Annotated in this window: 20 protein-coding genes; 15 read left to right on the forward strand and 5 right to left on the reverse strand. The window is 57.8% G+C overall.

What is annotated here, in order from left to right:
- The first annotated feature begins 7 nt into the window (after positions 1-7).
- The 8 genes from vimE (at position 8) to IEX77_RS03370 (ending at position 10,930) form a co-directional block, all read left to right on the forward strand.
- Positions 8-1,381 carry a UDP-2,3-diacetamido-2,3-dideoxy-alpha-D-glucuronate deacetylase VimE gene (gene vimE, locus IEX77_RS03335; protein WP_188807688.1) on the forward strand — a complete coding sequence of 458 codons (1,374 nt, stop codon included), beginning with the start codon at positions 8-10 and terminating at the stop codon, positions 1,379-1,381.
- A gap of 24 nt (positions 1,382-1,405) precedes the next feature.
- Complete coding sequence (locus IEX77_RS03340) at positions 1,406-2,476, forward strand: bifunctional 3-deoxy-7-phosphoheptulonate synthase/chorismate mutase type II (RefSeq protein WP_188807689.1); 1,071 nt, start codon at positions 1,406-1,408, stop codon at positions 2,474-2,476.
- 2 nt (positions 2,477-2,478) lie between these two features.
- A complete protein-coding gene (locus tag IEX77_RS03345; RefSeq protein WP_188807690.1) occupies positions 2,479-2,886 on the forward strand; it encodes a 2-amino-4-hydroxy-6-hydroxymethyldihydropteridine diphosphokinase in 408 nt (135 codons plus the stop codon).
- A 304-nt stretch (positions 2,887-3,190) separates the two neighbouring features.
- Complete coding sequence (locus IEX77_RS03350) at positions 3,191-3,982, forward strand: hypothetical protein (protein WP_188807691.1); 792 nt, start codon at positions 3,191-3,193, stop codon at positions 3,980-3,982.
- 50 nt (positions 3,983-4,032) lie between these two features.
- Positions 4,033-4,827 carry a DUF3575 domain-containing protein gene (locus IEX77_RS03355; protein ID WP_188807692.1) on the forward strand — a complete coding sequence of 265 codons (795 nt, stop codon included), beginning with the start codon at positions 4,033-4,035 and terminating at the stop codon, positions 4,825-4,827.
- 549 nt (positions 4,828-5,376) lie between these two features.
- Complete coding sequence (pyrG, locus tag IEX77_RS03360) at positions 5,377-6,999, forward strand: CTP synthase (protein ID WP_188807760.1); 1,623 nt, start codon at positions 5,377-5,379, stop codon at positions 6,997-6,999.
- 70 nt (positions 7,000-7,069) lie between these two features.
- A complete protein-coding gene (gene yidC / locus IEX77_RS03365) occupies positions 7,070-8,923 on the forward strand; it encodes a membrane protein insertase YidC (protein ID WP_188807693.1) in 1,854 nt (617 codons plus the stop codon).
- 123 nt (positions 8,924-9,046) lie between these two features.
- Positions 9,047-10,930, forward strand: coding sequence for an amidophosphoribosyltransferase (locus IEX77_RS03370; RefSeq protein ID WP_188807694.1), 1,884 nt, complete (start codon positions 9,047-9,049; stop codon positions 10,928-10,930).
- A gap of 107 nt (positions 10,931-11,037) precedes the next feature.
- On the opposite strand, the gene IEX77_RS03375 is transcribed toward IEX77_RS03370, so the two are convergent.
- The 3 genes from IEX77_RS03375 to IEX77_RS03385 form a co-directional block, all read right to left on the reverse strand.
- The gene (locus IEX77_RS03375; RefSeq protein WP_188807695.1) at positions 11,038-11,499 is read right to left on the reverse strand and encodes a MarR family winged helix-turn-helix transcriptional regulator; all 462 of its coding nucleotides are present in this window, start codon (positions 11,497-11,499) and stop codon (positions 11,038-11,040) included.
- Between the two features lie 104 nt (positions 11,500-11,603).
- Positions 11,604-12,032, reverse strand: coding sequence for a DoxX family protein (locus tag IEX77_RS03380; RefSeq protein ID WP_229770783.1), 429 nt, complete (start codon positions 12,030-12,032; stop codon positions 11,604-11,606).
- Positions 12,029-12,448 carry an organic hydroperoxide resistance protein gene (locus IEX77_RS03385; RefSeq protein WP_188807696.1) on the reverse strand — a complete coding sequence of 140 codons (420 nt, stop codon included), beginning with the start codon at positions 12,446-12,448 and terminating at the stop codon, positions 12,029-12,031. Before IEX77_RS03385 ends, IEX77_RS03380 begins: the two co-directional genes overlap by 4 nt.
- A 1,100-nt stretch (positions 12,449-13,548) precedes the next feature.
- Here IEX77_RS03385 and IEX77_RS03390 point away from each other — a divergent pair.
- From IEX77_RS03390 to IEX77_RS03420, 7 genes are all read left to right on the forward strand, one after another.
- On the forward strand, positions 13,549-13,944 hold the full coding sequence (locus tag IEX77_RS03390; protein WP_009432149.1) for an HU family DNA-binding protein: 396 nt from the start codon (positions 13,549-13,551) through the stop codon (positions 13,942-13,944).
- Positions 13,945-13,966: 22 nt separating this feature from the next.
- Positions 13,967-15,337 (forward strand): TolC family protein, encoded by a 1,371-nt coding sequence (locus IEX77_RS03395; protein WP_188807697.1) that lies wholly within the window; start codon positions 13,967-13,969, stop codon positions 15,335-15,337.
- 4 nt (positions 15,338-15,341) lie between these two features.
- Positions 15,342-16,379, forward strand: a complete 1,038-nt coding sequence (locus IEX77_RS03400) for an HlyD family secretion protein (protein ID WP_188807698.1) — start codon at positions 15,342-15,344, stop codon at positions 16,377-16,379.
- Position 16,380: 1 nt separating this feature from the next.
- On the forward strand, positions 16,381-17,553 hold the full coding sequence (locus IEX77_RS03405) for an ABC transporter permease (RefSeq protein ID WP_188807699.1): 1,173 nt from the start codon (positions 16,381-16,383) through the stop codon (positions 17,551-17,553).
- Between the two features lie 7 nt (positions 17,554-17,560).
- Positions 17,561-18,745, forward strand: coding sequence for an ABC transporter permease (locus IEX77_RS03410; RefSeq protein WP_188807700.1), 1,185 nt, complete (start codon positions 17,561-17,563; stop codon positions 18,743-18,745).
- A gap of 529 nt (positions 18,746-19,274) precedes the next feature.
- The gene (locus IEX77_RS03415; protein WP_188807701.1) at positions 19,275-19,919 is read left to right on the forward strand and encodes an ATP-binding cassette domain-containing protein; all 645 of its coding nucleotides are present in this window, start codon (positions 19,275-19,277) and stop codon (positions 19,917-19,919) included.
- Between the two features lie 4 nt (positions 19,920-19,923).
- Positions 19,924-21,123 carry a transporter gene (locus IEX77_RS03420; RefSeq protein ID WP_188807702.1) on the forward strand — a complete coding sequence of 400 codons (1,200 nt, stop codon included), beginning with the start codon at positions 19,924-19,926 and terminating at the stop codon, positions 21,121-21,123.
- Positions 21,124-21,223: 100 nt separating this feature from the next.
- Here the strand turns inward: IEX77_RS03420 and IEX77_RS03425 are convergent, their stop codons facing one another.
- Both IEX77_RS03425 and IEX77_RS03430 read right to left on the reverse strand, forming a co-directional pair.
- Entirely contained in the window at positions 21,224-21,544 is a 321-nt protein-coding gene (locus IEX77_RS03425) for a MerR family transcriptional regulator (RefSeq protein ID WP_060935211.1), read from the reverse strand.
- 12 nt (positions 21,545-21,556) lie between these two features.
- The gene (locus IEX77_RS03430; RefSeq protein ID WP_188807703.1) at positions 21,557-22,552 is read right to left on the reverse strand and encodes a type I phosphomannose isomerase catalytic subunit; all 996 of its coding nucleotides are present in this window, start codon (positions 22,550-22,552) and stop codon (positions 21,557-21,559) included.
- Between the last annotated feature and the right edge of the window lie 108 nt (positions 22,553-22,660).

The following is a 22,660-nucleotide window of genomic DNA, read 5'->3' on the forward strand; positions in this document are numbered from 1 at the left end:
CTGCCCCATGCTCAGCAAGAAGATACGCCAGTACCTCATTGACTTCCTCGTCGGCTCGCTCTGGGTACAGAGTGAAGGTGACGATCGCTTCCAGCGCCGCTTCGAAGCCATCGGCTATACCGACGATCCTGAGCAGATGAAGCTCTATCCCATCGTCATCATCCCCTCAGGCTTCTTCAAGATGGACGTCTACGGCACCGAGGAGTCGATGCCTACCCTCCCGCTGAAGACGTGGCGAGGGATACCACTACTCTTCGGCGAGCCCCGAGAGGAGTGGAGTGCTGACGGGAGTCAGCTCATCATCCATGCCGACCTCCTCGCCTCGACCTACTTCCTCATCTCCCGCTATGAGGAGATGTACCGACGTAGTGAGCGCGACTCCTATGGGCGCTTCCCTGGGAAGAGTTCGCTCCCCTATCGAGCAGGCTTCCTACACCGCCCCATCATCGACGAGTACGGCGAAGCCCTCAGACAGATCCTCCTCGAGACGGGTATCGCTGAGCGCCACAACCTACGCCTCGAGGAGCGTCCCCAGACCTTCAGCAGAGTCAACCTCACCCACGACCTCTCCCGCCCGTACAACTATCGTGGCTGGAGAAGCTTCCTGCGTGCATGGCTCAAGCAGAAGAAGAGTCCCTTAGAGGCAGCACGCCTAAGCTTCTCGGCAGATGTCGAGGACGACTACTTCACCTTCCCCAAGTTCTTCAAGTGGGATCGTAATACCTGCGATAGCTTGGGTAGGGATAGATCGGATATCTTCCTTTTCATCCGTATGCCCTCGCGCCACCCGCTGGATAAGCCTTACTATAGTCTCCACTCCCTCTACCTCCGTCGTATCCTCTCGATAGCCGCCAAGCACAAGGTGCTCTTAGCGCTCCAGTGCAGCTATGCCGCGGGGCACCAGTCGGAGCTCATCAGCAAGGAGCGCCATCAGTTTGAGAAGGCCTTCCGTCAGCGTCCCCGTGGCCTGCGACACAATAAGCTCACCTCCTGCGAGCCCGAGGACCTCTTTCAGGCCTACGTCTCGGGCTTCCGCAATGATTACTCGATGGGCTACGCCGATGTCGTCGGCTTCCGCCTCGGCACCTGCCGTCCGGTGAAGTTCATCAATCCCAATACCCGCCTTCTGACAGAGCTCATCCTCCACCCTCTCGTGCTGCGCGACCTGACGCTGAGTGATCAGCGCTACATGGCGCTGGAGCAAGATGAAGCCGAGCGCATCGCACACGACCTCATCCGCACGACAGCTCGATACAACGGCGAGCTCACGCTCCTCTGGCACAACGACCTGCTCTCGCAGAAGACCCACCCCTGGCACTCCGTCCTCTACCGCTCCATGCTCCGTCTCATCGAAGAGCTTGGCGCAGAGCCCCAAGCGTAGTCCCAGCCCCTCACTCGCTCGCCCATGCAAGCCTCCCCCTTCCGCCCACTCACCCTCCGTCATCCCTCTCCCTTCCCTTATATAGTCTTTGCTGGCCCTTGTAGTGCCGAGACCGAAGCACAGACCCTCGCGACAGCCGAGGCGCTGCGTGCCCGAGGTATCCGCCTCTTCCGTGCCAGCCTATGGAAGCCCCGCACACGCCCGGGCTCCTTCGAGGGGGTAGGTAGCGAAGGCCTGCCTTGGCTCCAGCGCGTCGAGCGTGAGCTGGGTATGCAGGTCGCCACCGAAGTGGCCTCCGCCAGCCATGTGGAGGAAGCACTCGCTGCTGGGCTGGATACCTTCTGGATCGGAGCGCGCACGACGACAAGCCCGTTTGCTATGGCAGAGCTTGCCGAAGCCCTCAGCGGAGAGCGCGTCACCGTGCTGGTGAAGAACCCACTTAACCCCGATATCGAGCTGTGGGAAGGTGCTCTCCTACGCCTCTACCAAGCAGGCATCCCCCAGATAGGGGCTATACACCGCGGCTTCAGCACCTACGCCAAGGGACTCTATCGCAATGCCCCCCTCTGGCAAATCCCCATTGAGCTACGCCGTCGCCATCCCGAGCTTACCATCCTCGTTGACCCCAGCCATATCGCTGGGCGCCGAGACCTCGTACCGCTGGTCAGCCGTATGGGGCTGGAGATGAACTTCTCCGGCCTGATGGTCGAGACGCACCCCGAGCCCGAGAGTGCTTGGAGCGATGCCGCACAGCAGCTCACCCCTACCGACCTCATCACGCTCCTCTCCCAGCTGGATCTCCGCCCAGCCCACCCGACCGATGACCGCATGCTCAGCGGACTACGTGAGAAGATAGACCACATCGATGCCGAACTCCTGCGCCTGCTGCGGGAGCGCATGATCGTCTCCGAAGAGATCGGGCATATCAAGGCCAGTGCCCACCTCCCTATCGTGCAGCCCGACCGCTACCGCAGTCTGCTGGAGGACCGCTTAGCGCAGGGCCGAGCCTTGGGACTGGATGAAGGCTTCCTCAGGGAGCTCTTCAGCTCGATCCACGAGGCCTCTGTACACACCCAGCACACCGACAGCAAGTGACCATGAAGCTCCATCGCTTTGTCTTGACCTTGGGCTCTAATAATGAGCCACAGAAACACCTCTCTCTGGCCCAAGCGGGGCTCCGCAGTCTCGAGCTGGAGCGCCTCACCTTCTCGCCAGCTCGCGAGTCTGCCCCCATCAGCTTCGGGCTCTCCGATGCGCTCTTCACCGACCAAGTAGCCGTAGGAGAGACAAGCATGGAGCTGGAGACCTTCGCCACACACCTCAAGGCTCTAGAGCGTCGTACAGGCCGTACCCCCGAGCAGCGCAAGAAGCACCCCGAAGCTATCCCCGTGGACATCGACCTCATCACCTGGGATCGGGAGATCCTCAAGCCACGGGACATCACTCGCCCCTACCTCATCGAAGGTCTACGTGACCTCGGTGAACCACTCCTCCCCGAGGAATAACCCCACCGCTTTCACTCGAGACTTCGCAGAGTGCTCACAGCCCTCTGCCAGCTCGCCGTATCTTGAGGTAAAAGCAACCAGTACTGGTCACCGAGCGAAGTAGTACTGGTCACCATTAGTTACCAGTACTGGTCCGAAGCGCGACCAGTACTGATCGGATCAGTGACCAGTACTGGTTCATTTTCCCCTCCCCGCAATGCTCTTTCCCCCTACGACTTACGCCACAGCAGCACACCAACAGAAAAATTCCCTGAATTCACTAATTTAGCGGTACGATACGACACGATCTATACCTCTATCCATTATGATCAAGAGACTTACTCCTCTGCTCTTTGCTCTCGGCACGCTACCCGTGCTGGCGCAGCAGACACCTAAGACAGACCCCACACAGGTCTATTCGCTCCTTGATGGGAAGACCATCATCAAGACCAATCCCTTCAGCGACATCTTCGGGAACCTCAACCTCAAGGTCGAGCGCATCCTGACCGATGGGCTTAGCGCACAGCTATCCATCTTCACCTCTCCTAAGGCCAATCAAGGGCGACAGTTCGGAGCCTTCAACGACATCACTTCGGTGACGAGTAGTATAGCCCTCTACTCCTTCCAGCCCAAGTATGTCGCCGTCGTGCCGCAAGTACGATGGTATCTCAATGATGGCTTGGGCTATGGCTTCTACATGCAGGCGTATTATCACTACCAGCACACTCAGTTTACCAACCAAGAGATCAGCTCGCACCGCACTCTAATTGGCAGTAATACACCTGAATTTACTCTGGTATATGATGGCCAAGCTACGATGCATGGCTTCGGCTTTGGCGTCGGGGCACAGTGGCTCTTTGGCCGGAGAAAGAATGTCGTCTTAGACTGGTACATCGCTGGGATCGGCCGTGGCTTCGTCCGAGGCAAGCTCACGGGGAGCTATACCCCAGGCATCGACCAGCAGAGCTTCACAGAGCGTATCCGCGAAGAGCTCCCTAACGAAGGAGAGGGCACTGAGTTCTCCTTTGATGCCACACAGCCGAAGGTCACGGTATCGAAGATCAAGTACCAGTCCTATATCCTTGATATGGGGCTCTCCATCGGCTTCCGTTTCTAACGATTCATTATTCGGCTGGGACGCAAAGCCCCAGCCCTATCTACATATTTATGCGAAAGATATTTACCATCCTTATGCTTGGCCTCGGCACACTCCCCGTGCTGGCACAAGAAGCACCCAAGCCCGACCCTACCCAGCTCTACTCGCTCCTTGATGGGAGGACCATCGTCAAGACCGATCCCTTGAGCGTGGTCGTTGGGAAGCTCAACCTTCAGGTCGAGCGCCTCCTCGCCCATGGAGTCAGTGCTCAGCTCGGTCTCTACTTCACCCCTCAGGGAGATGAAGGGACGCAGTCTGGAGCCTTCCACTACCGTAGCTATGCTCTCAGCAACTCCATCGTGTTCTCTCCCGAGCAGCCGAAGCATATAGCCTTCTCGCCCCAACTAAGATGGTATCTCAATGGAGGCTTAGGACACGGCTTCTACATACAGGGCTACTACAGATTCCAGCATAGCGACTTCACCCGCCAGCATATATATGCCCCACACAAGGTGGTAGACGACAAGATGCAGCATATCAGCGTTGACTACGACGGTCAGGCCACGACACACAGCTACGGCCTCAGCATCGGGGCACAATGGCTCTTCGGACGACGGAAGAACATCGTCTTAGACTGGCACATCCTCGGTGTAGGACGTGGCTTCACACGCGGGAGTCTTACAGGCACCTATACTCCTGCGGTTAGCCACGCAGAGGTCGAAAAGGCTCTTCGTCAAGATATCCCCAGAGATATGACGGATGCTGTGTTTACCTTCGATGCCACGCAGCCCCAAGTCAAGGTCTCAAAGATCAAGCAGGCATCTGACATCTTCGATATGGGCGTATCCATTGGCTTCCGCTTCTAAGGCGGACGGGAGGGATGCTGCACACCTCTTCGTGTAAAGCCCTCCCCATTCTCTCCATCATAGCAAAGGCTACATCCGAAGTCAGACTTCGGGTGTAGCCTTTGTTTTGCTCCTAAGCGGAGTATCTTATTCGGAAGGGATGAAGAGCACCCCCGAGCGAGGCAGTGCAAACCAATAGTGGTATGGGGCATGAACGAATAGTGGTCTGAGTGCAAACAACTACTCATTCACACCCCATACCAATAGTCCTTTGCACTTCATCGCCTTCTATAGAGAAGAGGAAGCACTCAGGGAAGCCCCCTCTTCCCTGCAGAAGACGGAGCTACGGAAGGCCAGCATCTCGAAGTTTTCTCTATCGTGGTAGGCAGGGGTAGTAATAGACGTCGGAGAAATTTGCAGCACACACTACGCGGGAAGGAGCATAGCGGGTAAAAAGCGTATCTTTGCAGGGTAACTTGGGTGGAGTACTTATCAGCTCGTCCCTACCCCCGCAAGGCAAGGGGTGTGTGGCCATAGCTGGAGTACGCTTCATCCGATATATAATAGCGCATAGTGGAAACAAAGTACATCTTCGTCACGGGGGGCGTCGTCTCTTCCTTAGGCAAGGGGATCGTAGCAGCCTCTCTTGGCAAGCTCCTACAGGCACGTGGCTACAGCGTCACGATACAGAAGTTCGACCCTTACATCAACATTGACCCAGGCACCCTCAATCCCTACGAGCACGGCGAATGCTATGTCACCGATGACGGGCACGAAGCCGACTTGGACCTCGGACACTATGAGCGCTTCCTCGACATAGCGACCTCACGAGCCAACAACATCACCACCGGGCGTATCTACCAAAACGTCATCCGCAAGGAGCGTAAGGGTGACTACCTCGGCAAGACCGTACAGGTCATACCCCATATCACCGACGAGATCAAGCGCAACGTCAAGCTCCTTGGCCTCAAGAAGCAGTACGACTTCGTCATCACCGAGATCGGTGGTACCGTCGGCGATATCGAATCCCTCCCCTTCCTCGAAAGTGTACGACAGCTCAAGTGGGAGCTCGGGCAGAACTGCCTGTGCGTCCACCTGACCTACGTCCCCTATATCGCTGCGGCTGGTGAAGTGAAGACCAAGCCTACCCAGCACTCCGTCAAGCAGCTCCAGGAGGTTGGTATCCAGCCCGATATCCTCGTCCTGCGCACCGAGCACACGCTCAGCAGCGACATCCTCCGCAAGGTCGCACTCTTCTGTAATGTCTCAGCAGAGTCCGTCGTGCAGAGCGTCGACGTCCCCACCATCTATCAGGTACCCTTGGCACTCGGCGAACAACATCTCGATGAGATCGTGCTCAAGAAGAGCGGTATCACGCCCGAGGCTAAGCCTGAGCTGAAGGAGTGGAAGAAGTTCCTCGCCCTGCGCGAAGAAGCCAAGGACGTCGTCACCATCGCCCTCGTCGGTAAGTACGTCGAGCTGCAGGATGCCTACAAGTCCATCGACGAAGCGCTCCTGCAGTCTGCTACCTACAGTGGCCGCAAGCTCCGCCTCATCTCCGTACACAGCGAGAAGGTCTCTGAGGAGAATGTAGCCGAACTGCTGGGGGATGTTGATGGTGTCGTCGTAGCTCCGGGCTTCGGCTCGCGCGGTGTCGACGGGAAGTTCGTCGCCCTGCGCTATACGCGCGAGCACGGCATCCCCACGCTGGGTATCTGCCTCGGTATGCAGTGCATGGTCATCGAGTTCGCCCGCAACGTCTTGGGCTGGAGCGATGCCCACACCACGGAGATTGACCCCTCGACCACACACAAGGTCGTCGACCTCATGGAAGAGCAGAAGAGCATCTCCGACCTCGGAGGCTCGATGCGTCTCGGTGGCTACGACTGCGTGCTGCGCCCAGGATCAAAGATCGCTGCCGCCTATGGCTCGGACTTCATCCGTGAGCGTCACCGCCACCGCTTCGAGTTCAACAGCCAGTATCGCGAGGCTTACGAAGCAGCTGGCATGATTTGTGCAGGGGAGAACCCTGACACGGGGCTCGTCGAGACGGTAGAGCTCAGCGGACATCCTTGGTATGTCGGCGTACAGTATCACCCTGAGTACCGCAGCACGGTACTCCACCCCAGCCCGCTCTTCCTCGCCTTCGTGAAGGAGGCGATCAAGTATGGTGGCGAGCGCCATCAGGCCTAAGAGAGCAACGCGACTGTATCACATCGTCTCCAGCGCCCCACTGGCGCGTGTGGAGGCATAGTATAGATTAATGGATAAGAATACACTCATCGGAGCCCTACTCATTGGGGCCGTACTCATCGGGTTCACCTGGTTCAGCAAGCCCGACCCGACTCAGCAGACACCGCCACCAGCGGATACCACCCACGTCGTAGCCCAGCAGCCCGCTGCCCCACAGGCCACGGCTGACACCGCTGCCCTCGACAGCACGGGTGCTCCCATCCTCCCCCCTTACCAGCAGGCTAAGGAAGAGAAGGTCATCGTACTGAAGAACGAGAAGCTCGCTCTCTCCATCTCCACCCGTGGTGGTGCCCCTGTCGAAGCTGTACTCGCAGACTACCTCGACCAGTCGAAGAAGCCCGTACACCTCTTCCGTAAGGGCGACACGCGTCTGGATCTCCCCCTGCGCACACTTGACAACCGTATGGTGAGCACGGCTGATGCCAACTTCGACATCATCGAAGCTACCGACTCCACTGCTACCCTGCGTATGCAGCTCGACGAGTCAGCTTACCTCGACTACGTATATAAGCTCCGCAGCTCCGACTACCGCGTGGACTTCACCATCCGCGGTCACGAGCTTCGTCGCTTCCTCCCCGTGAACATTGCGCTACAGGATATCGAGTGGCGTCAGCGCATCCCCCAGCAGGAGCAGTCCTGGAAGTTCGAGGGGCAGTATAGCGGTATCTACTACCACTACCCTCAGGGCGATGTAGACCGTCTCGAGACGACCAGCGAAGCCAACGAAGATATCCAAGAGACGCTGCGCTGGGTAGCCTTCAAGGACAAGTACTTCAGCTCCGTACTGATCGCTTCGGCTACGGGCTTCAAGGATAATAAGCTCACCCTCAAGACCGAGGGCGAAGGTAGCGGCTACGTCCGCTCCGGCGACTTCAAGGGGACCTTCCCCATCTCTGTCAAGGAGACGGAGACCGTCGTGCCCTTTATATTCTTCTTCGGCCCGAACGACTACGACCTCCTGAAGGGCTATGACGAAGGTGTCGACAAGGCAAACGCCCTGCACCTCGACCACCTCGTCTACCTCGGCATGAGCGTCTTCCGCTGGATCAACCAGTATCTGATCATCCCCGTGGTGACCTTCCTCTCTGGCTTCCTGTCGAACTGGGGTATCATCATCCTCTTGATGACGCTCTTCATCAAGATGCTTCTCTGGCCCTTCACCTACAAGAGCTACATGTCGCAGGCGAAGATGCGAGTACTGCGTCCTCAGATCGAGGCCATCAACGCTAAGTACCCCGGCAAGGAGCAGGATCAGATGATGAAGCGTCAGACCGAGACGATGAATCTCTATCGCTCTGCTGGTGCCAGCCCGATGAGCGGCTGTCTGCCTATGCTGCTGCAGATGCCCTTCCTCATCGCGCTGTACATGTACTTCCCTACCTCCATCCTACTGCGCGGACAGGGCTTCCTCTGGGCTGACGACCTCTCTACCTACGATGCCGTCATCTCGTGGCATGCAAACATCCCCCTCATCTCGTCCTTCCTGGGCAACCACCTGAGCCTCTTCTGCGTGCTGATGACGGTGACGAACATCCTCTACACGCGCTACACGATGAATCAGAGCCCCACGGGCGAAGGTATGGCCGGTATGAAGACCATGCCCTATATCATGGCGATCATGTTCTTCTTCATGTTCAACCAGAACGCCTCGGGTCTTAGCTACTACTACTTCGTCTCTACGCTCATCACCATCCTGCAGTACTTCGCCTTCCGCTGGACGCTCAACGAGGACAAGCTCCTCCGCCAGCTCGAAGAGAACAAGAAGAAGCCCCGCAAGAAGTCTAAGTGGATGCAACGCCTCGAGGAAGCTCAGCGCCTCCAGCAGGAGCAGCAGCGCAAAGCCCAGAAGCAAGGCAAGCGCTAATCCTCCGCACCCTCCTATGCACAAATAGATAAGTCAAAGATGCGCATACTCCCCGCTGCGGGAGGCATGCGCATCTTTACTTCTTTCCTCTATACCGACTCCATAGATTTATCCCTTCACTCAATGGAACCCCTCAAGCACGAATGTGGCGTGGCAATGATCCGCCTACGTAAGCCCCTCGCCTACTACCAAGAGAAGTATGGCACCTGGATGTATGGCCTCAATAAGCTCTATCTCCTCATGGAGAAGCAGCACAACCGTGGTCAGGAAGGTGCTGGGCTCGCTGTCGTCAAGCTCCACGCGGCTCCTGGTGACGAATATCTCTTCCGCGAGCGCGCCGAAGGTGCCTCTGCCATCCAAGAGATCTTCAACTCCGTCTACGCCTCCTTCGCTGACGTCCCCGTAGAGAAGCTCGCCGATGCAGCCTATGCCGAGCGCTATCTGCCCTTCGCTGGCTCCTGCCTCATGGGACACCTGCGCTATAGCACGACGGGCAAGAGTGGCCTGACCTACGTGCACCCCATGATCCGCCGCAGCAACTGGCGCGCCAAGTGCCTCTCCATCTGCGGTAACTTCAACCTCACGAACGTCACCGACGTCTTCGACGCCATTACCTCCGTTGGCCAGCATCCCCGCCACGTCTCCGATATGCATATCCTCCTGGAGCAGCTTGGGCACCGCCTTGACCGCGAGGTCGAGCGCCTCTTCAACGAGAGTCGTACCCACGGCCTCACGGGTATGGATATCACGCACTACATCGAGGAGCGCATCGATCTGGCGAACGTCCTGCGCCAGTGTGCCCCCCTCTGGGACGGAGGCTTCGTTATGTGCGGGGAGACGGGTAGCGGTGAGACCTACGCCATGCGCGACCCCCACGGCATCCGTCCAGCCTTCTACTATATCGATGATGAAGTCGTCGTCTTGGCCTCTGAGCGCCCCGTCATCCAGACGGTGATGAACGTCCCCGCCGAGCAGATCACCGAGCTTCGCCCAGGGCAAGCTATCCTCGTCAATCGTGCTGCCGAGGTCCGCACCGAGCAGATCATCCAGCCTAAGAGGGATCAGGCTTGTAGCTTCGAGCGCATCTACTTCTCCCGTGGTAGTGACGTCGACATCTACCGCGAGCGTAAGGCTCTCGGTGAGCAGCTCACGCCCGCTATACTCCGTGCTATCGGTGGCGACCTACGCCACTCGGTCTTCTCCTTCATCCCCAACACGGCCGAAGTCGCTTACTACGGTATGATCGAGGGTATGGACAAGCACCTCACCGAGGAGAAGCTCCGACAGATCAAGAGCACGCCTTCTCTCTCCGACGAAGCGCTGCGTGAGATCCTCTCCGCACGCGTCCGCACGGAGAAGGTCGCTATCAAGGACATCAAGCTCCGCACCTTCATCTCCGAGGGTAAGAGCCGCAATGAGCTCGCAGCGCACGTCTACGACATCACCTACGGCACCGTAGAGCGTGGCGTGGACAACCTCGTCGTCATCGACGACAGTATCGTGCGTGGGACGACCCTTCGCCAGAGTATCATCGGTATCCTCGACCGCCTCGGTCCGAAGAAGATCGTCATCGTCTCGAGCTGCCCACAGGTCCGCTACCCCGACTACTACGGCATCGATATGAGCAAGATGAAGGAGTTCATCGCCTTCCGCGCTGCCATCGCCCTCATCGAAGAGCGAGGCATACAGTACCTCCTCGAGGAGCAGTATCAGAAGGCACGTGAGCTGGAGAGCGTCTCGCACAACAAGCACGTGGAGAATGTCGTCAAGGCGATCTACGCTCCCTTCTCGCCCGAAGAGATCTCCCGCAAGATGGTCGAGCTCCTTCGTCCCATAGACACCAAGGCCGAGGTCGAGCTAGTCTTCCAGAGCCTGGAGGGTCTGCACACGGCGATCCCTGGGCACCCTGGTGACTGGTACTTCAGCGGCAACTACCCCACCGCTGGCGGTTCGCACCTGGTGAACAAGGCCTTCATCGACTACATCGAGCAGGACTACCGCAAGTAAGCGCGCCCCGCTCCGCCCTATAATCCATACAAAGCACCCCGCCCCACACCACGAGCCATCAGGCTTACGGTGTGGGGCGGGGTGCTTTATCCCTATTGAGAAGAGAGCTATACTCCGGCCGACTGAGTGAGAGTCTCCAAGCGTGAGATCAGATGATCGAGTTGCTCACGGAGTGCCGATAGTTCGCCCTCGGCACAGCCTGCATCTCGCAGCTTGGAGGAGAAGAGCGAGGGGATATCCTCAGCCTCCTCGCGCAAGGCCTTCGCCTGAGGTGTGAGACAAAGGATCACCTGCCGGCTATCGACCGTACCACGCATACGTGTGACGAAGCCTGCCGCCTCGAGGCGCTTCAGCAGAGGCGTGAGCGTATTCGTATTCAGCCCCAGACGATCTACGATGTGACTGAGGGGCACCCCGTCCTGCTCCCACAGGACGAGCAAGACCAGATACTGCGGATAGGTCAGCCCCAGACGGTCAAGATGAGGCTGGTAGAGGCGTGTGATCAGCCGGACGACCGTATAGAAGCGGAAGCACAGCTGATCCTCCAGAAGGAGTGAAGGTGAGGACATACGATGTATATATCTTCGAAGAACGCGCACCCCATAGGCACCGAGGGAGGCTACTCCTTCGGCACCTATGGGCTACGCCGTAGATTAGAGTTGAGAGATAGGGCTTAGCACTTCGAGCGCTGGCATAGTGCCTTGAGCGCCCCTGTGGACCACAGAGCCCAGAGGACCAGCAGTGGCTGGAAGAAGAGGCGCACCAAGCGCTTCGTATCCGTATCGAGCCCAAAGGCGCTGATCCCCTCCGTGTACTGATGAATGTTGCCAGGGAAGATCGCCACGAAGAAGATCGCTACGACCAGCCCGACCCACACGCGCTGACGATAGAGAGCTACGAGGGAGAGCCCTAAGAGCATCTCCACGACACCCGAGGCCAGCACGACGAAGTCCTTGCTCATCGTGAGCCAGTCGGGCACCTGCGCCACAAAGTCCGCACGGCGGAAGGTCATGTGGCTGATCCCCGCATAGAGGAGGAAGAGCCCGAGGAGGATACGAAAGGCGTGCTGCGTCTTGCTCGTCGGGAGCGTAGCGGGCATCATACGAGCTCGAGGGTCACGTCGATGTTACCGCGCGTCGCATTGGAGTAGGGGCATACCTGATGGGCACGCTCCATAGCCTGCTGTGCTGCCTCACGATCGATACCATCGACCTCGACACGGAGCTTGACAGCGAGGCCGAAGCCTCCTTCACCATTCTCGCCGAGGCTGACCTCTGCGGTGACGGCCGTCTTCGCATGGAGCTTGCTCTGGCGCAGGACGAGCCCAAGGGCGCTATCGAAGCAGGCGGCATAGCCAGCTGCAAAGAGTTGCTCGGGGTTGGTACCACCGCCCTGACCACCGAGTTCCTTGGGCGAACGGAGCTGTACATCGAGTACACCATCATTACTTACTGCGTGGCCTTCGCGGCGGCCACCTTCGACACGAGCCGAAGTCGTGTACAAAACCTTGATTGACATAGCTGAATCTATTTAATGTAAAGTACGACTGGGAGTAAGAGCATCAGGGCGCTCCTTAGAGCTACTTAGCGAGAAAGCAAGAGGTATCGAGCAGCTTGATAAGACCGCCCCGTTCATTAGAGTCTATTCCTTCCTTATAGCTGATGATCTGTTTCCTCTGCAAAGGTAATACAAATCTTACATATATCGCACACGACATAATTAATTCGAAGGGTAAAGCCTGCGAGAATAGCCTACTCTACTTGCCTTCGTCTCACCACTGATCTCCCACTTTCAAGCCACCCAACAGCCCTATTCAGAGCATTATCTCCCACCCAACTGAGTCGCGTCCACCTAAGTCGCGCAGTCCCTTCCTATACAGCTTCACCCCTCACACACGCTGAGAAAAAGCCCCATCGCAATAATCAAATAATAGACTTCGTATAGTGTATTTTGCTTATCTACGTAGGTAGATTTATCATCCACGCACGTAAACTTTAAGATCCATATGCGTAGATTTTAGATCCAGGCACGTAGACAGAAGTAATGCTATACTCGTTCGTGGCTCTACCACTACGCCGTGGAAGCTTTTCCTTCGGCTGCGTGGAACTTTCCCTGTATAGGAATGCCCTCGCAAGTCAATGAAGACACAAGGGACTCCCGCCCCAATGACGGTAGCTCTCCCCAGCTAATGAGACTCCGACGACGGCACAGGCGAAGGCACTCCATCCCCCCCTTCTCGGAGGTATGACACCAAAGCTCCAAGAGGAGACACAGCACAATTCCGGCAATTCTTCACCGAGTCGTTTGGCACATCTTGGATTTTCAATCTACACTATCACACAGCACATTAAGCATCAAAAAGGAAAATCCTGAGTGGTAGTCACGGCAAATCTTCCACGCTTCATCAAGGGGTAGAAGGTTCATTTATAAGAGCTGAGCATCGCCCATCCTCGGAGGGAGGAGCTGGTAGGCAAGGGAAAAGACAAGAGAAAAGCGGGGGAAAGCAATGAATATTTGGTTGATAACATTTTGTTACCTACCTTTGCATCGCAAATCACCTATGTAAGGTAATTCCATTTACCACACATAGGTCACTCCTAAAAACGATAAGAAATATGATGACTCTTGAGATAAAGAGTAAGGTATCTAAGCAGGGCCTTCGCGCCGGCAAGACGCTTTACTACGCCTACCCCACGAAGCGTGAGAAGCTAAGCATCGACCAAGTGATGGAGCAGATCAGCAGTATTTGCTCGCTCTCCCGCATCGATGTGGAGTCCGCTCTGCGTGCCTTCGCCGAGGTCGTATGTACGAGCTTCGAGCAAGGCGTCGGCGTCGACCTCGGAGAGATGGGTACACTGATGCCCTTCGTCCAAGGCAAGCTGATGAACACCCCCGAGGAGGTCACCGAAGCGACCCTCCAGCCTGCGAAGATCATCATGCACCCGAAGAAGAATATCCGCCAAGCGCTCGGCCGCATCACCTGCCAGATCAAGCGCGAGCCCTCCCAAGACTAAGTAAGAATAAGAAATAGCTATAATGGATCTACGTTTATCAGTACGCACCAAGCGTATAGCCCTCCTTCTCACAGGGCTCGTGGCCAGCACGTCGCTGCTCTCTGCCCAAGAGAAGCTCACCCTCGACGAGTGCCGCGAAATGGCCAAGACCCACAGCCGGGTGCTCCAGCAGAAGGACGCCGAGCGCGAAGCTGCCCACGCCCGCAAGCAAGAGGTCTTCACAAAGTTCTTCCCTCAGGTGACGGCTCGCGGAGCCTACCTGCATATGCAGAAGGAATTCCACCTCATCGACTGGGACAAGCCCCTGGGCTCCTTCAACTTCCTCATCCCCGATCGTCTGCGTCACCTCGGCACCGTCGACCTGCGCAACGTATGGGTAGCCAACGTCACCGCCATCCAGCCCATCTACCTCGGTGGTAAGATCACCACGGGCTATCAGATGGCCTCGCTCGCCGAGCAGCTCCAGGACAACCTCCGTGAGACAGCTGCCACGGAGATCGAGACGAAGGTCGATGAGACCTATTGGCAGATCATCTCCCTCGACAGCAAGTCCCGCCTACTTGACCAGCTCGTGACCCTACTGACGCAGACCGTGCGCGACGTAGATGCCTCTATCGCAGCTGGTGTAGCGACGAAGGCCGACGGCCTCTCCGTCCGCACGAAGCTCAGCGAAGCCGAGGTCAAGCGCAGTCAGGTACAGAATGGCCTCGAGCTCTCGAAGATGCTCTTGGCTGACCTCTGTGGGCTGGAGTCCTCTGCCGACATCCATCTGGCAGACGAAGGACAGATCGAGCTTGCCCTCCCCGCTCCTACTGAGCGCCTGCAGGCAGAGGACCTTCCCGCCGCCGTCGAGCGTCGTAGCGAAGTGCGCTCCCTGCGTATGGTCGACACCATCTATAGCAAGCGCGTGCGTATGGAGACGGCAGAGCTCCTACCTAAGGTCTACGGCTTCGCCAGCTATTCGGCTACGAACCCCAATAGCTTCAATGGTCCGAAGAAGGAATTTGGCGGACAGTATTACCTCGGTGCGATGCTTCAGGTACCCATCTCCGACCTCTTCTCAGGCTCCTTCCGCCGTCGTCAGGCTAAGGCCGAGCACCGTGTCAAGCAGCTCGAGCTCGCCGAAGCCCGCAGTAAGATCACCCTGCAGATGAAGCAGGCACTCCGTACAGCTGACGATGCTCGCCGTGCCTACCAGACGGCTCTCAAGGCGGTCGAGATGGCACGCGAGAACATGCGCTACGCCGAAGTCGGCTACAAGGAAGGCGTCATCCCCCTGCTCAACTACACTATGGCGCAGACCGCCTGGATGAGCGCACAAGACAGCCTCATCGACGCGCAGATCCGCGTCCTCCTCTCCGAAAGCAAACTGAAGAATATCCTTGCCCTATAAAACAATGAGTACTCAACCCACCCAGCAGCCCACGCAGAACGAGGCTGCCAATGCATCGTCCAAGAAAAGTATCATCTTCGGCGTCGGTATCGTCGTCGTAGCTATGGTCCTCTTAGCCCTCTCTGGCTTCATCTTCTTCGGTGAGAAGGAGGATATCATCACCGGCCAAGTAGAGGTCGATGAAGTACGCATCGCGGGCAAGGTCCCAGGTCGTATCACCGAGTTCCTCGTCAGCGAAGGCCAGAGCGTACATCGTGGCGACACCCTTGTACGCATCTATTCGCCCGAAGTCCTCGCTAAGCTCGAGCAAGCTCAGGCTGCTAAGTCCGCTGCCGAAGCCCAGAGCCAGAAGGCACAGGCTGGTGCTCGTAAGGAGCAGAAGGAAGGCGCCTACGAGATGTGGCAGAAGGCTAAGGCTGGCCTCGAGGTCGCAGAGAAGAGCTTCGAGCGCGTCGAGCGCCTCTACAAGGAAGGCGTCCTCCCCGCACAGAAGTACGACGAAGCCACCGCTCAGCTCAACGCCATGCGCGCTACCGAGCGTGCTGCTCGCAGCCAGTACGATATGGCGATGAACGGTGCTCAGCGTGAGGACAAGTGGGCTGCTCAGGCTCTCGTCGAGCGCGCTGCAGGTGCTATCACCGAGGTCGACGCTTACCTCAAGGAGGGTGCGCTCATCGCTCCCGTCGACGGTATCATCTCCGAGATCTACCCTCATCAGGGCGAGCTCGTCGGTACGGGCGCTCCTATCATGAGCATCTCCGACTACCGCGCCGTGCGTGTCCTCTTCGCTGTGCGCGAAGACAAGCTCGCCGGCCTACGTCAGGGCAGCAAGCTCCACGGCACTATCCCCGCCCTCGGTGGGAAGAAGGTCGAGCTAACTGTCTCGAAGATGAAGGACATGGGGAACTACGCCACGTGGAAGGCTACGAAGCCCCGCGACCAGCACGACCTGCGCACCTTCGAAGTAACTGCTCAGCCCACCCAGCCTGTCGAAGGTCTGCTGGCGGGTATGACGATCGTACTTGACAAGGGTCAGCTCTAAGATGTCAACCCCCAAGACAGGTCTGGGTGCCGTACTGAGGCGCGAACTCCGCTACCTCACGACGCGCCCTATCTACCTCTTCGCCATCTTCGGGGCACCGCTCTTGGTCACCCTTATGCTCCTCTACATGATGGGCGGAGGACTCCCGACCAATATGCCCGTAGCGGTCGTGGACGAAGACCACACCGCTACCTCGCGTGCCCTCACACGTAGCCTCGACGCCTTCCAGAGCTCTGAGGTAGTCCTCGAGGCAGCCTCGATGCCCGAGGCGCTCGAAGCGATGCGCCGTGGGGAGGTCTATGCGATCTTCCACATCCCCTCCGGCCTGCAGGCGGGTGCGGGATCGGCACGTCAGCCCAAGCTCCACTATTATACCAATAGCGCCTACCTGATGGCAGGGAGCTTCACCTTCCGCGATATGAAGATGCTCTCCGAGCTTGCTTCGGCCAAGGTCGGCCTTCAGACCGGCCAAGCCAAGGGTAAGACGATGGAGGAGATTATGGCTACCGTGCAGCCCATCGTCGTGCGCAATGAGGTGATGAGTAATCCCTGGCTGAACTATTCGGCCTACCTCACCACGACGATCCTCCCTGGTATCCTGCAGCTGATGATCCTACTCCTCACCTCGTACAGCATTGGTCTCGAGATCAAGCGCGGTACGGCGAGCGAATGGCTTCGTCTGGCTAAGGGCTCGATGAGCCGTGCGCTCATCGGCAAGCTCCTGCCGCAGACCATCCTCTTCGTCCTCTCGGGCTGGATCATCCAGGGTATCCTCTACGGCTGGATGGGCTACCCCCTGCAGTCGGGCTGGGCACCGATGGCGCTTGCCATGCTCTTCCTCGTGCTGGCAGCTCAGGCTCTCGGTATCTTCTTCATCTCGCTGATCCCCGTGCTCCGCATGGGGATGAGCCTCGGTAGCCTCCTCGGGATGCTGTCCTTCTCGATCTCAGGGATGAGTATCCCCGTGAGCTCGATGATCGCACCGATGCAGACGCTGGCCTATATCTTCCCCCTGCGCTACTACTTCCGCATAGGGATCAATCAGGCGCTCATCGGGGCCCCCTTCGCCGACTCGCTCCCCCAATATATCGGGCTACTCGCCTTCATATTCCTGCCGCTCATCATGCTGCCTCGTCTGAGGAAGTACCTCCTGAATGTCGGCTATATCGCTTGATGCTTCTATGAATATCATCCGATCTCTCAGACTCCGTATGAGTGACCTCTGGCAGGTCTGCCTCAGGGAGTTCCGTCATATCTTCGCCGACAGCGGGGCTATCCTCTTCTTCCTCGTCGTCCCCTTCGCCTATCCCTTCCTCTACTCCGCCCTCTATGGGAGCGAAGTCGTGCGGGAGGCACCACTGGTCGTCATCGACAAGAGCCACACGGCACACTCACGCGAATTCATTCGCCGTGTCGACGCTTCGCCCGATGTACGTGTGGTAGCTCATGTCGCAGGGGAGTCAGAGGCCTACCGCCTCATCGGGGAGGAGCGTGCCTACGGCATCTTGATTATCCCCGAGGACTTCGATCGTATGCTGATGAGCGGGCGCCAAGCGCACGTTGATCTGCATGCGACCTTCGTCTCCGCACTCTACTATAAGGCCTTCTCTCTGGCGACGACCGAGGTAGCGCTGACGATGGGGCGCGAAATCGAAGCGGAGCGCCACCACGGCCCCTCCAGCGAAGCCACACGTATCTCCGTCCGCCCCATCGAGAGCGAATGGGTCGTACCCTACAACCCGCAAGGGGGCTTCCAAGGCTTCCTCCTGCCTGGGGTGCTGGTGCTGATCATCCAGCAGACGCTCCTCATCGGCATTGCGATGATGTCGGGTACGCAGCGTGAGCATGGCGGGCTGAGCACGCCTGTGCAGTACGTCGGAGGGCACTACGTCAGCGTGATGCGCCTCCTCATAGGTCGTGCGATCTGCTACTTCACCCTCTACTCGGTGACGTCGCTCTTCACGCTGGTCGTCGCACCCTGGCTCTTCGGCCTGCCACAGCTGACGGACTTCACGACCTATGTGCTGCTCTTCCTGCCGATGATCCTGGCGATGATCTTCTTCTCTCTCGGCTGTAGTCTCCTGACGCGCCACCGTGAGAAGGCGATGATCCTCTGGGTCTTCACCTCGGTACCCTTCCTCTTCCTCACGGGGCTGTCGTGGCCTCTGTCGGCTATCCCTGGTCCCTTGCGCGCGCTGGGCTATCTCATCCCCTCGACGCCTGGCGTCCAAGCCTTCGTCGCCGTGAGCAGTATGGGCGCACAGCTCTCCGACATTCTACCGCAGTACATCACGCTGTGGGTACAGGCTCTGGTCTACTTCCTGATCACGTCCTTCGCCTACGCTCGCGTACTGCGCCGCTCTTAGCGCATCACTTAGTCGTATCAAACGTGCGAGGCCCGAAGCATCTCTGCTTCGGGCCTCGTACGTTTTACACCACCAAGATAAGACTATTTGCGCTCAAGCTTCATACGGTAGCGCAATTTCGGAGTCCGTCCCTTCGGAGAGAAAAGCTGAAAGTAGTAGTCAAATGATTTCCTCTGAGTACGAATAAAAGTTGCTGACGAATAGCTGATGAGTTTGATCTACGTGCGTGGCTCTAAAATCTACGTGCGTAGTCTTTGGGATTTACGTACATAGTCTTTAAGACTACGTGCGTAGACAAAGGAAAAGCACTATGGGAAGCTCCCTTTTCCTTCACGAGAATGTAGATTTTGCTCCGCTGGGCAAGAAAAAACCCCGTGATAGGGTTCCCACCACCCTCCCACAGCATTATTCTTGCATCATAAGCTGATAATCCATATCTTGCACGTTGATAATCACGGGGGTGCAGTCGCACAGACCCGCATTTTCCCTCCCCCAAGAATACAAGCGACTAAGCATAGTCCATCTCTCCATGCAGCAAATCACCCTCTCCCAAGTCCTACCCGAGGTCTTCCGTGAGCGTACCGATCTCATCTCCGAGGTCTGGCGACAGGAGCTCAGTCTCGAGCGGAGCAAGCACTATCTCATAGAAGCCTCTTCCGGCGCTGGTAAGTCGTCCTTCTGTAGCTTCGTCTACGGCTGGCGTGGCGACTACTCGGGGCGCATCGCCTTTGACGGACAAGATATCCGCGCACTCTCCGCCTCAGCCTGGGGGCGCATCCGACGTGAGTCCCTGAGCTTCCTCTTCCAGGATATGCGCCTCTTCGGCGAGCTAACGGCTTGGGACAACGTGTGGATCAAGAACCAACTCACAGGGCATAAGGACCGCCAGACTATCGAGAGCTACTTCGAGGCACTCGGTATTGCCGAGAAGCTCAAGAGCCCCGCACGCCTGCTGTCCCTCGGGCAGCAGCAGCGCCTTGCCGCTATCCGCTCGCTCTGTCAGCCCTTCGACTTCCTCCTCCTCGACGAGCCCATCAGCCACCTCGATGAGGCGAACGGCCGCACGCTCGCAGGGCTCATCACCACCGAAGCCACCGCCCAAGGCGCCTCCGTCATCGTCACCTCCGTAGGCAAGCACCTACCGCTGGAGTATCACCACACCTACCAGCTATAGCCCTATGAATAGACTTGTCATACGCCTGCTGAGCCGTCATATCAGCCCACTGCAGCTCTTCGGCTTCTTCGTCGCCAATCTCATCGGCATGGCTATCATCCTACTCGGATGCCAGTTCTACCAAGATGCGACGAGCGTCCTCGGTGCGAAGGATCGCTTCATGAAGGGCGACTACATCATCATCAGCAAGCAGGTACGCGGTGGCATCTTCGGCGGGAAGAAGAGCAACAGCTTCTCCGCCAGCGAAATCGAAGAGCTATCGAAGCAAGACTTTGCCCTGCGTGTCGGGCGCTTCCTCCCCTCGAAGTTCCGTGTGTCGGCTGGCCTGACGCTCGGCATCGGGATGTCGACGTATATGTTCTTCGAAGCCGTACCCGAAGAGTTCCTCGACGTGAAGGCCGAGGACTGGAAGTACGACCCGAATAGCGATGAGGTGCCTATCATCATCCCACGCAACTACCTCGGGCTGTACAACTCTGCCTTCGCGCAGAGCCAGGGCCTTCCGCTTCTCTCCGAGGCGACGATGAGTAGCCTTCCCCTCCAGCTTGACCTCTCGGGCGCTGGCGAAGAGGTCCAGCTACGTGGCCGTATCGTAGGCTTCTCCAACCGCCTCAATACGCTACTCGTCCCCCTACCCTTCCTCGAGGCGATGAACGAACGCTTGGCACCTGGTGCCGAAGCCCCCTCGACACGCCTCATCGTCGAGGTCAAGAGTCCTTCCGATCCAGCCATCACGCTCTACCTGCGTGACCACCACTATGAGAGCGAAGGCGAGCGCCTGGCGTCAGGCGAATCGATGTACCTCCTGCGACTCCTCGCGGGACTTGTCTTAGCTATCGGGGTACTCATCTCCGCCCTCTCGGTCTATCTGCTTCTCCTCTCGATATACCTGCTCCTGCAGAAGAATACGCGACAGATCGAGGATCTCCTACTGCTCGGCTACACGCGTAGTGCCGTCATCCGCCCCTACATCGCACTGACGCTCCTCGTACAGTGTGCTGTCCTCGGCCTTAGCCTCGTCGCTGTAGCCTATGCCCGCGGCTACTATATCGAGGCAGCTCAGCGCCTACTCTCTGACGAAGTGAGCGGAGGGCTTGGTACGACCGCCCTCATCGGTGTCGGCATCTTCCTCATCACAGCGCTCATCAATACGCTCTCCATCCGCCACAAGGTGCACAGCCTACGCCTCTTCGCTAAGGCATAGCCTCCACTAAGCGCCACAAAAGCATAAGCCCGTGCCCCCAGATATGGGAGCACGGGCTTATGCTTTTATCGGCTTTTCAGCTGACTACGGCGAGGGGCGATTAGCCGAGTGCCTTACGCAGCTCATCGAGCTGCTGACGGATCTGCCGTAGGCGGAGCAGCGTGTCGGCGCGCGACTCGAGGGAGGACTGACGGACGCGAAGCTGGGCATTCGCCCCCTCGATCGTCATCCCCTTCTCTCGCAGGAGGAGCTGTATGGTGCGTAGCGTCTCGATATCCCGCTCGGTGTACTGCCGCACGCCCTTAGGGGAGATGTGAGGCGATACCTGCGGGAAGACCGTCTCCCAGTAGCGGACGGTCGAGACGGGCTCACCGAGCTGGTGCGCCACCTCCTTGATGCGGTAGAAGAGTCGCTTAGCCATAGCTGCGAGAGCTTACTTTGCTGCGGGGATGTAGGTCTCGAGGAGCTTGACCTTGCCCACGGGTGTGAGGGTGAGCGAAGGATTGGAAGCAGGGACGAGTACGCTCTGACCCTGATGCAGCTCGACGACCGTGCCGTCAGCATCCGTCAGACGTACGCCACCCTCCATACAGATGTAGATGACGAAGCTATCCAGCTTAGACCAGTCGCGAGCAAGTGGGGCATCGAGGTCGAGGAGGTTCGTCTCGAAGTAGCGGCAAGATACCAGCTCTACGGGAGCATCTACCTGAGGCGTGTAAGCCGTGCGGTAGTCCTCCTCGAGGTGATAGTCGATGGCGTCCTTCGCCAGCTCGGTGTGGAGCTCACGCTTGTTGCCCGCAGCATCCGTACGATCATAGTCGTAGATACGGTAGGTGATATTAGAGGTCTGCTGGATCTCAGCGATGAAGCAGCCTGCACCGATAGCGTGGACACGGCCTGCGGGGAGGAAGAAGACGTCACCAGCATTCACTTCGTACTCGGCGAGAGCCTCGACGATGGTGCCTTCTTCGATACGGCGCACGTAGTCCTCGGGCGAAGACTGCACGGCGAAGCCACTATAGAGCTTAGCCCCTGGGGTCGCGTTGATGACGTACCACATCTCGGTCTTCCCGAAGGAATTGTGACGCTTGAGACCGAGGGCATCATCGGGATGCACCTGGATAGAGAGGTAGTCGCGGGCATCGATGAACTTGATGAGCAGGGGGAAGCGGCGACCAAAGCGCTCGAGGACGCTCTTACCGACGAGCTCTTCGCCGTAGGTATGGATCAGTTCGTCGAGGTTCTTCCCAGCGAGCGGGCCAGCTGCGACGACGGAGTAATTGTCGTCGACGTGAGAGATTTCCCAGCTCTCACCGACCTTCTTATCGTCGGGGGTAAGACCTTTGAATGGGCGGATAGCACTGCCGCCCCAGATGACTTCCTTCAAGAGAGGCTCGAAGGTCAGGGGATATAGTTTATTGATAGACATAATGGGATGTATGATATCGTGGAGATATACGTGGATTGTCGGATGACGGTGCAAAGGTAGTCATTATAGCCTCTACACCCTATTTATACATAGGTACAAAGAGAAGAA

It is taken from the genome of Porphyromonas pasteri (assembly GCF_014647755.1).
Taxonomy (GTDB): domain Bacteria; phylum Bacteroidota; class Bacteroidia; order Bacteroidales; family Porphyromonadaceae; genus Porphyromonas; species Porphyromonas pasteri.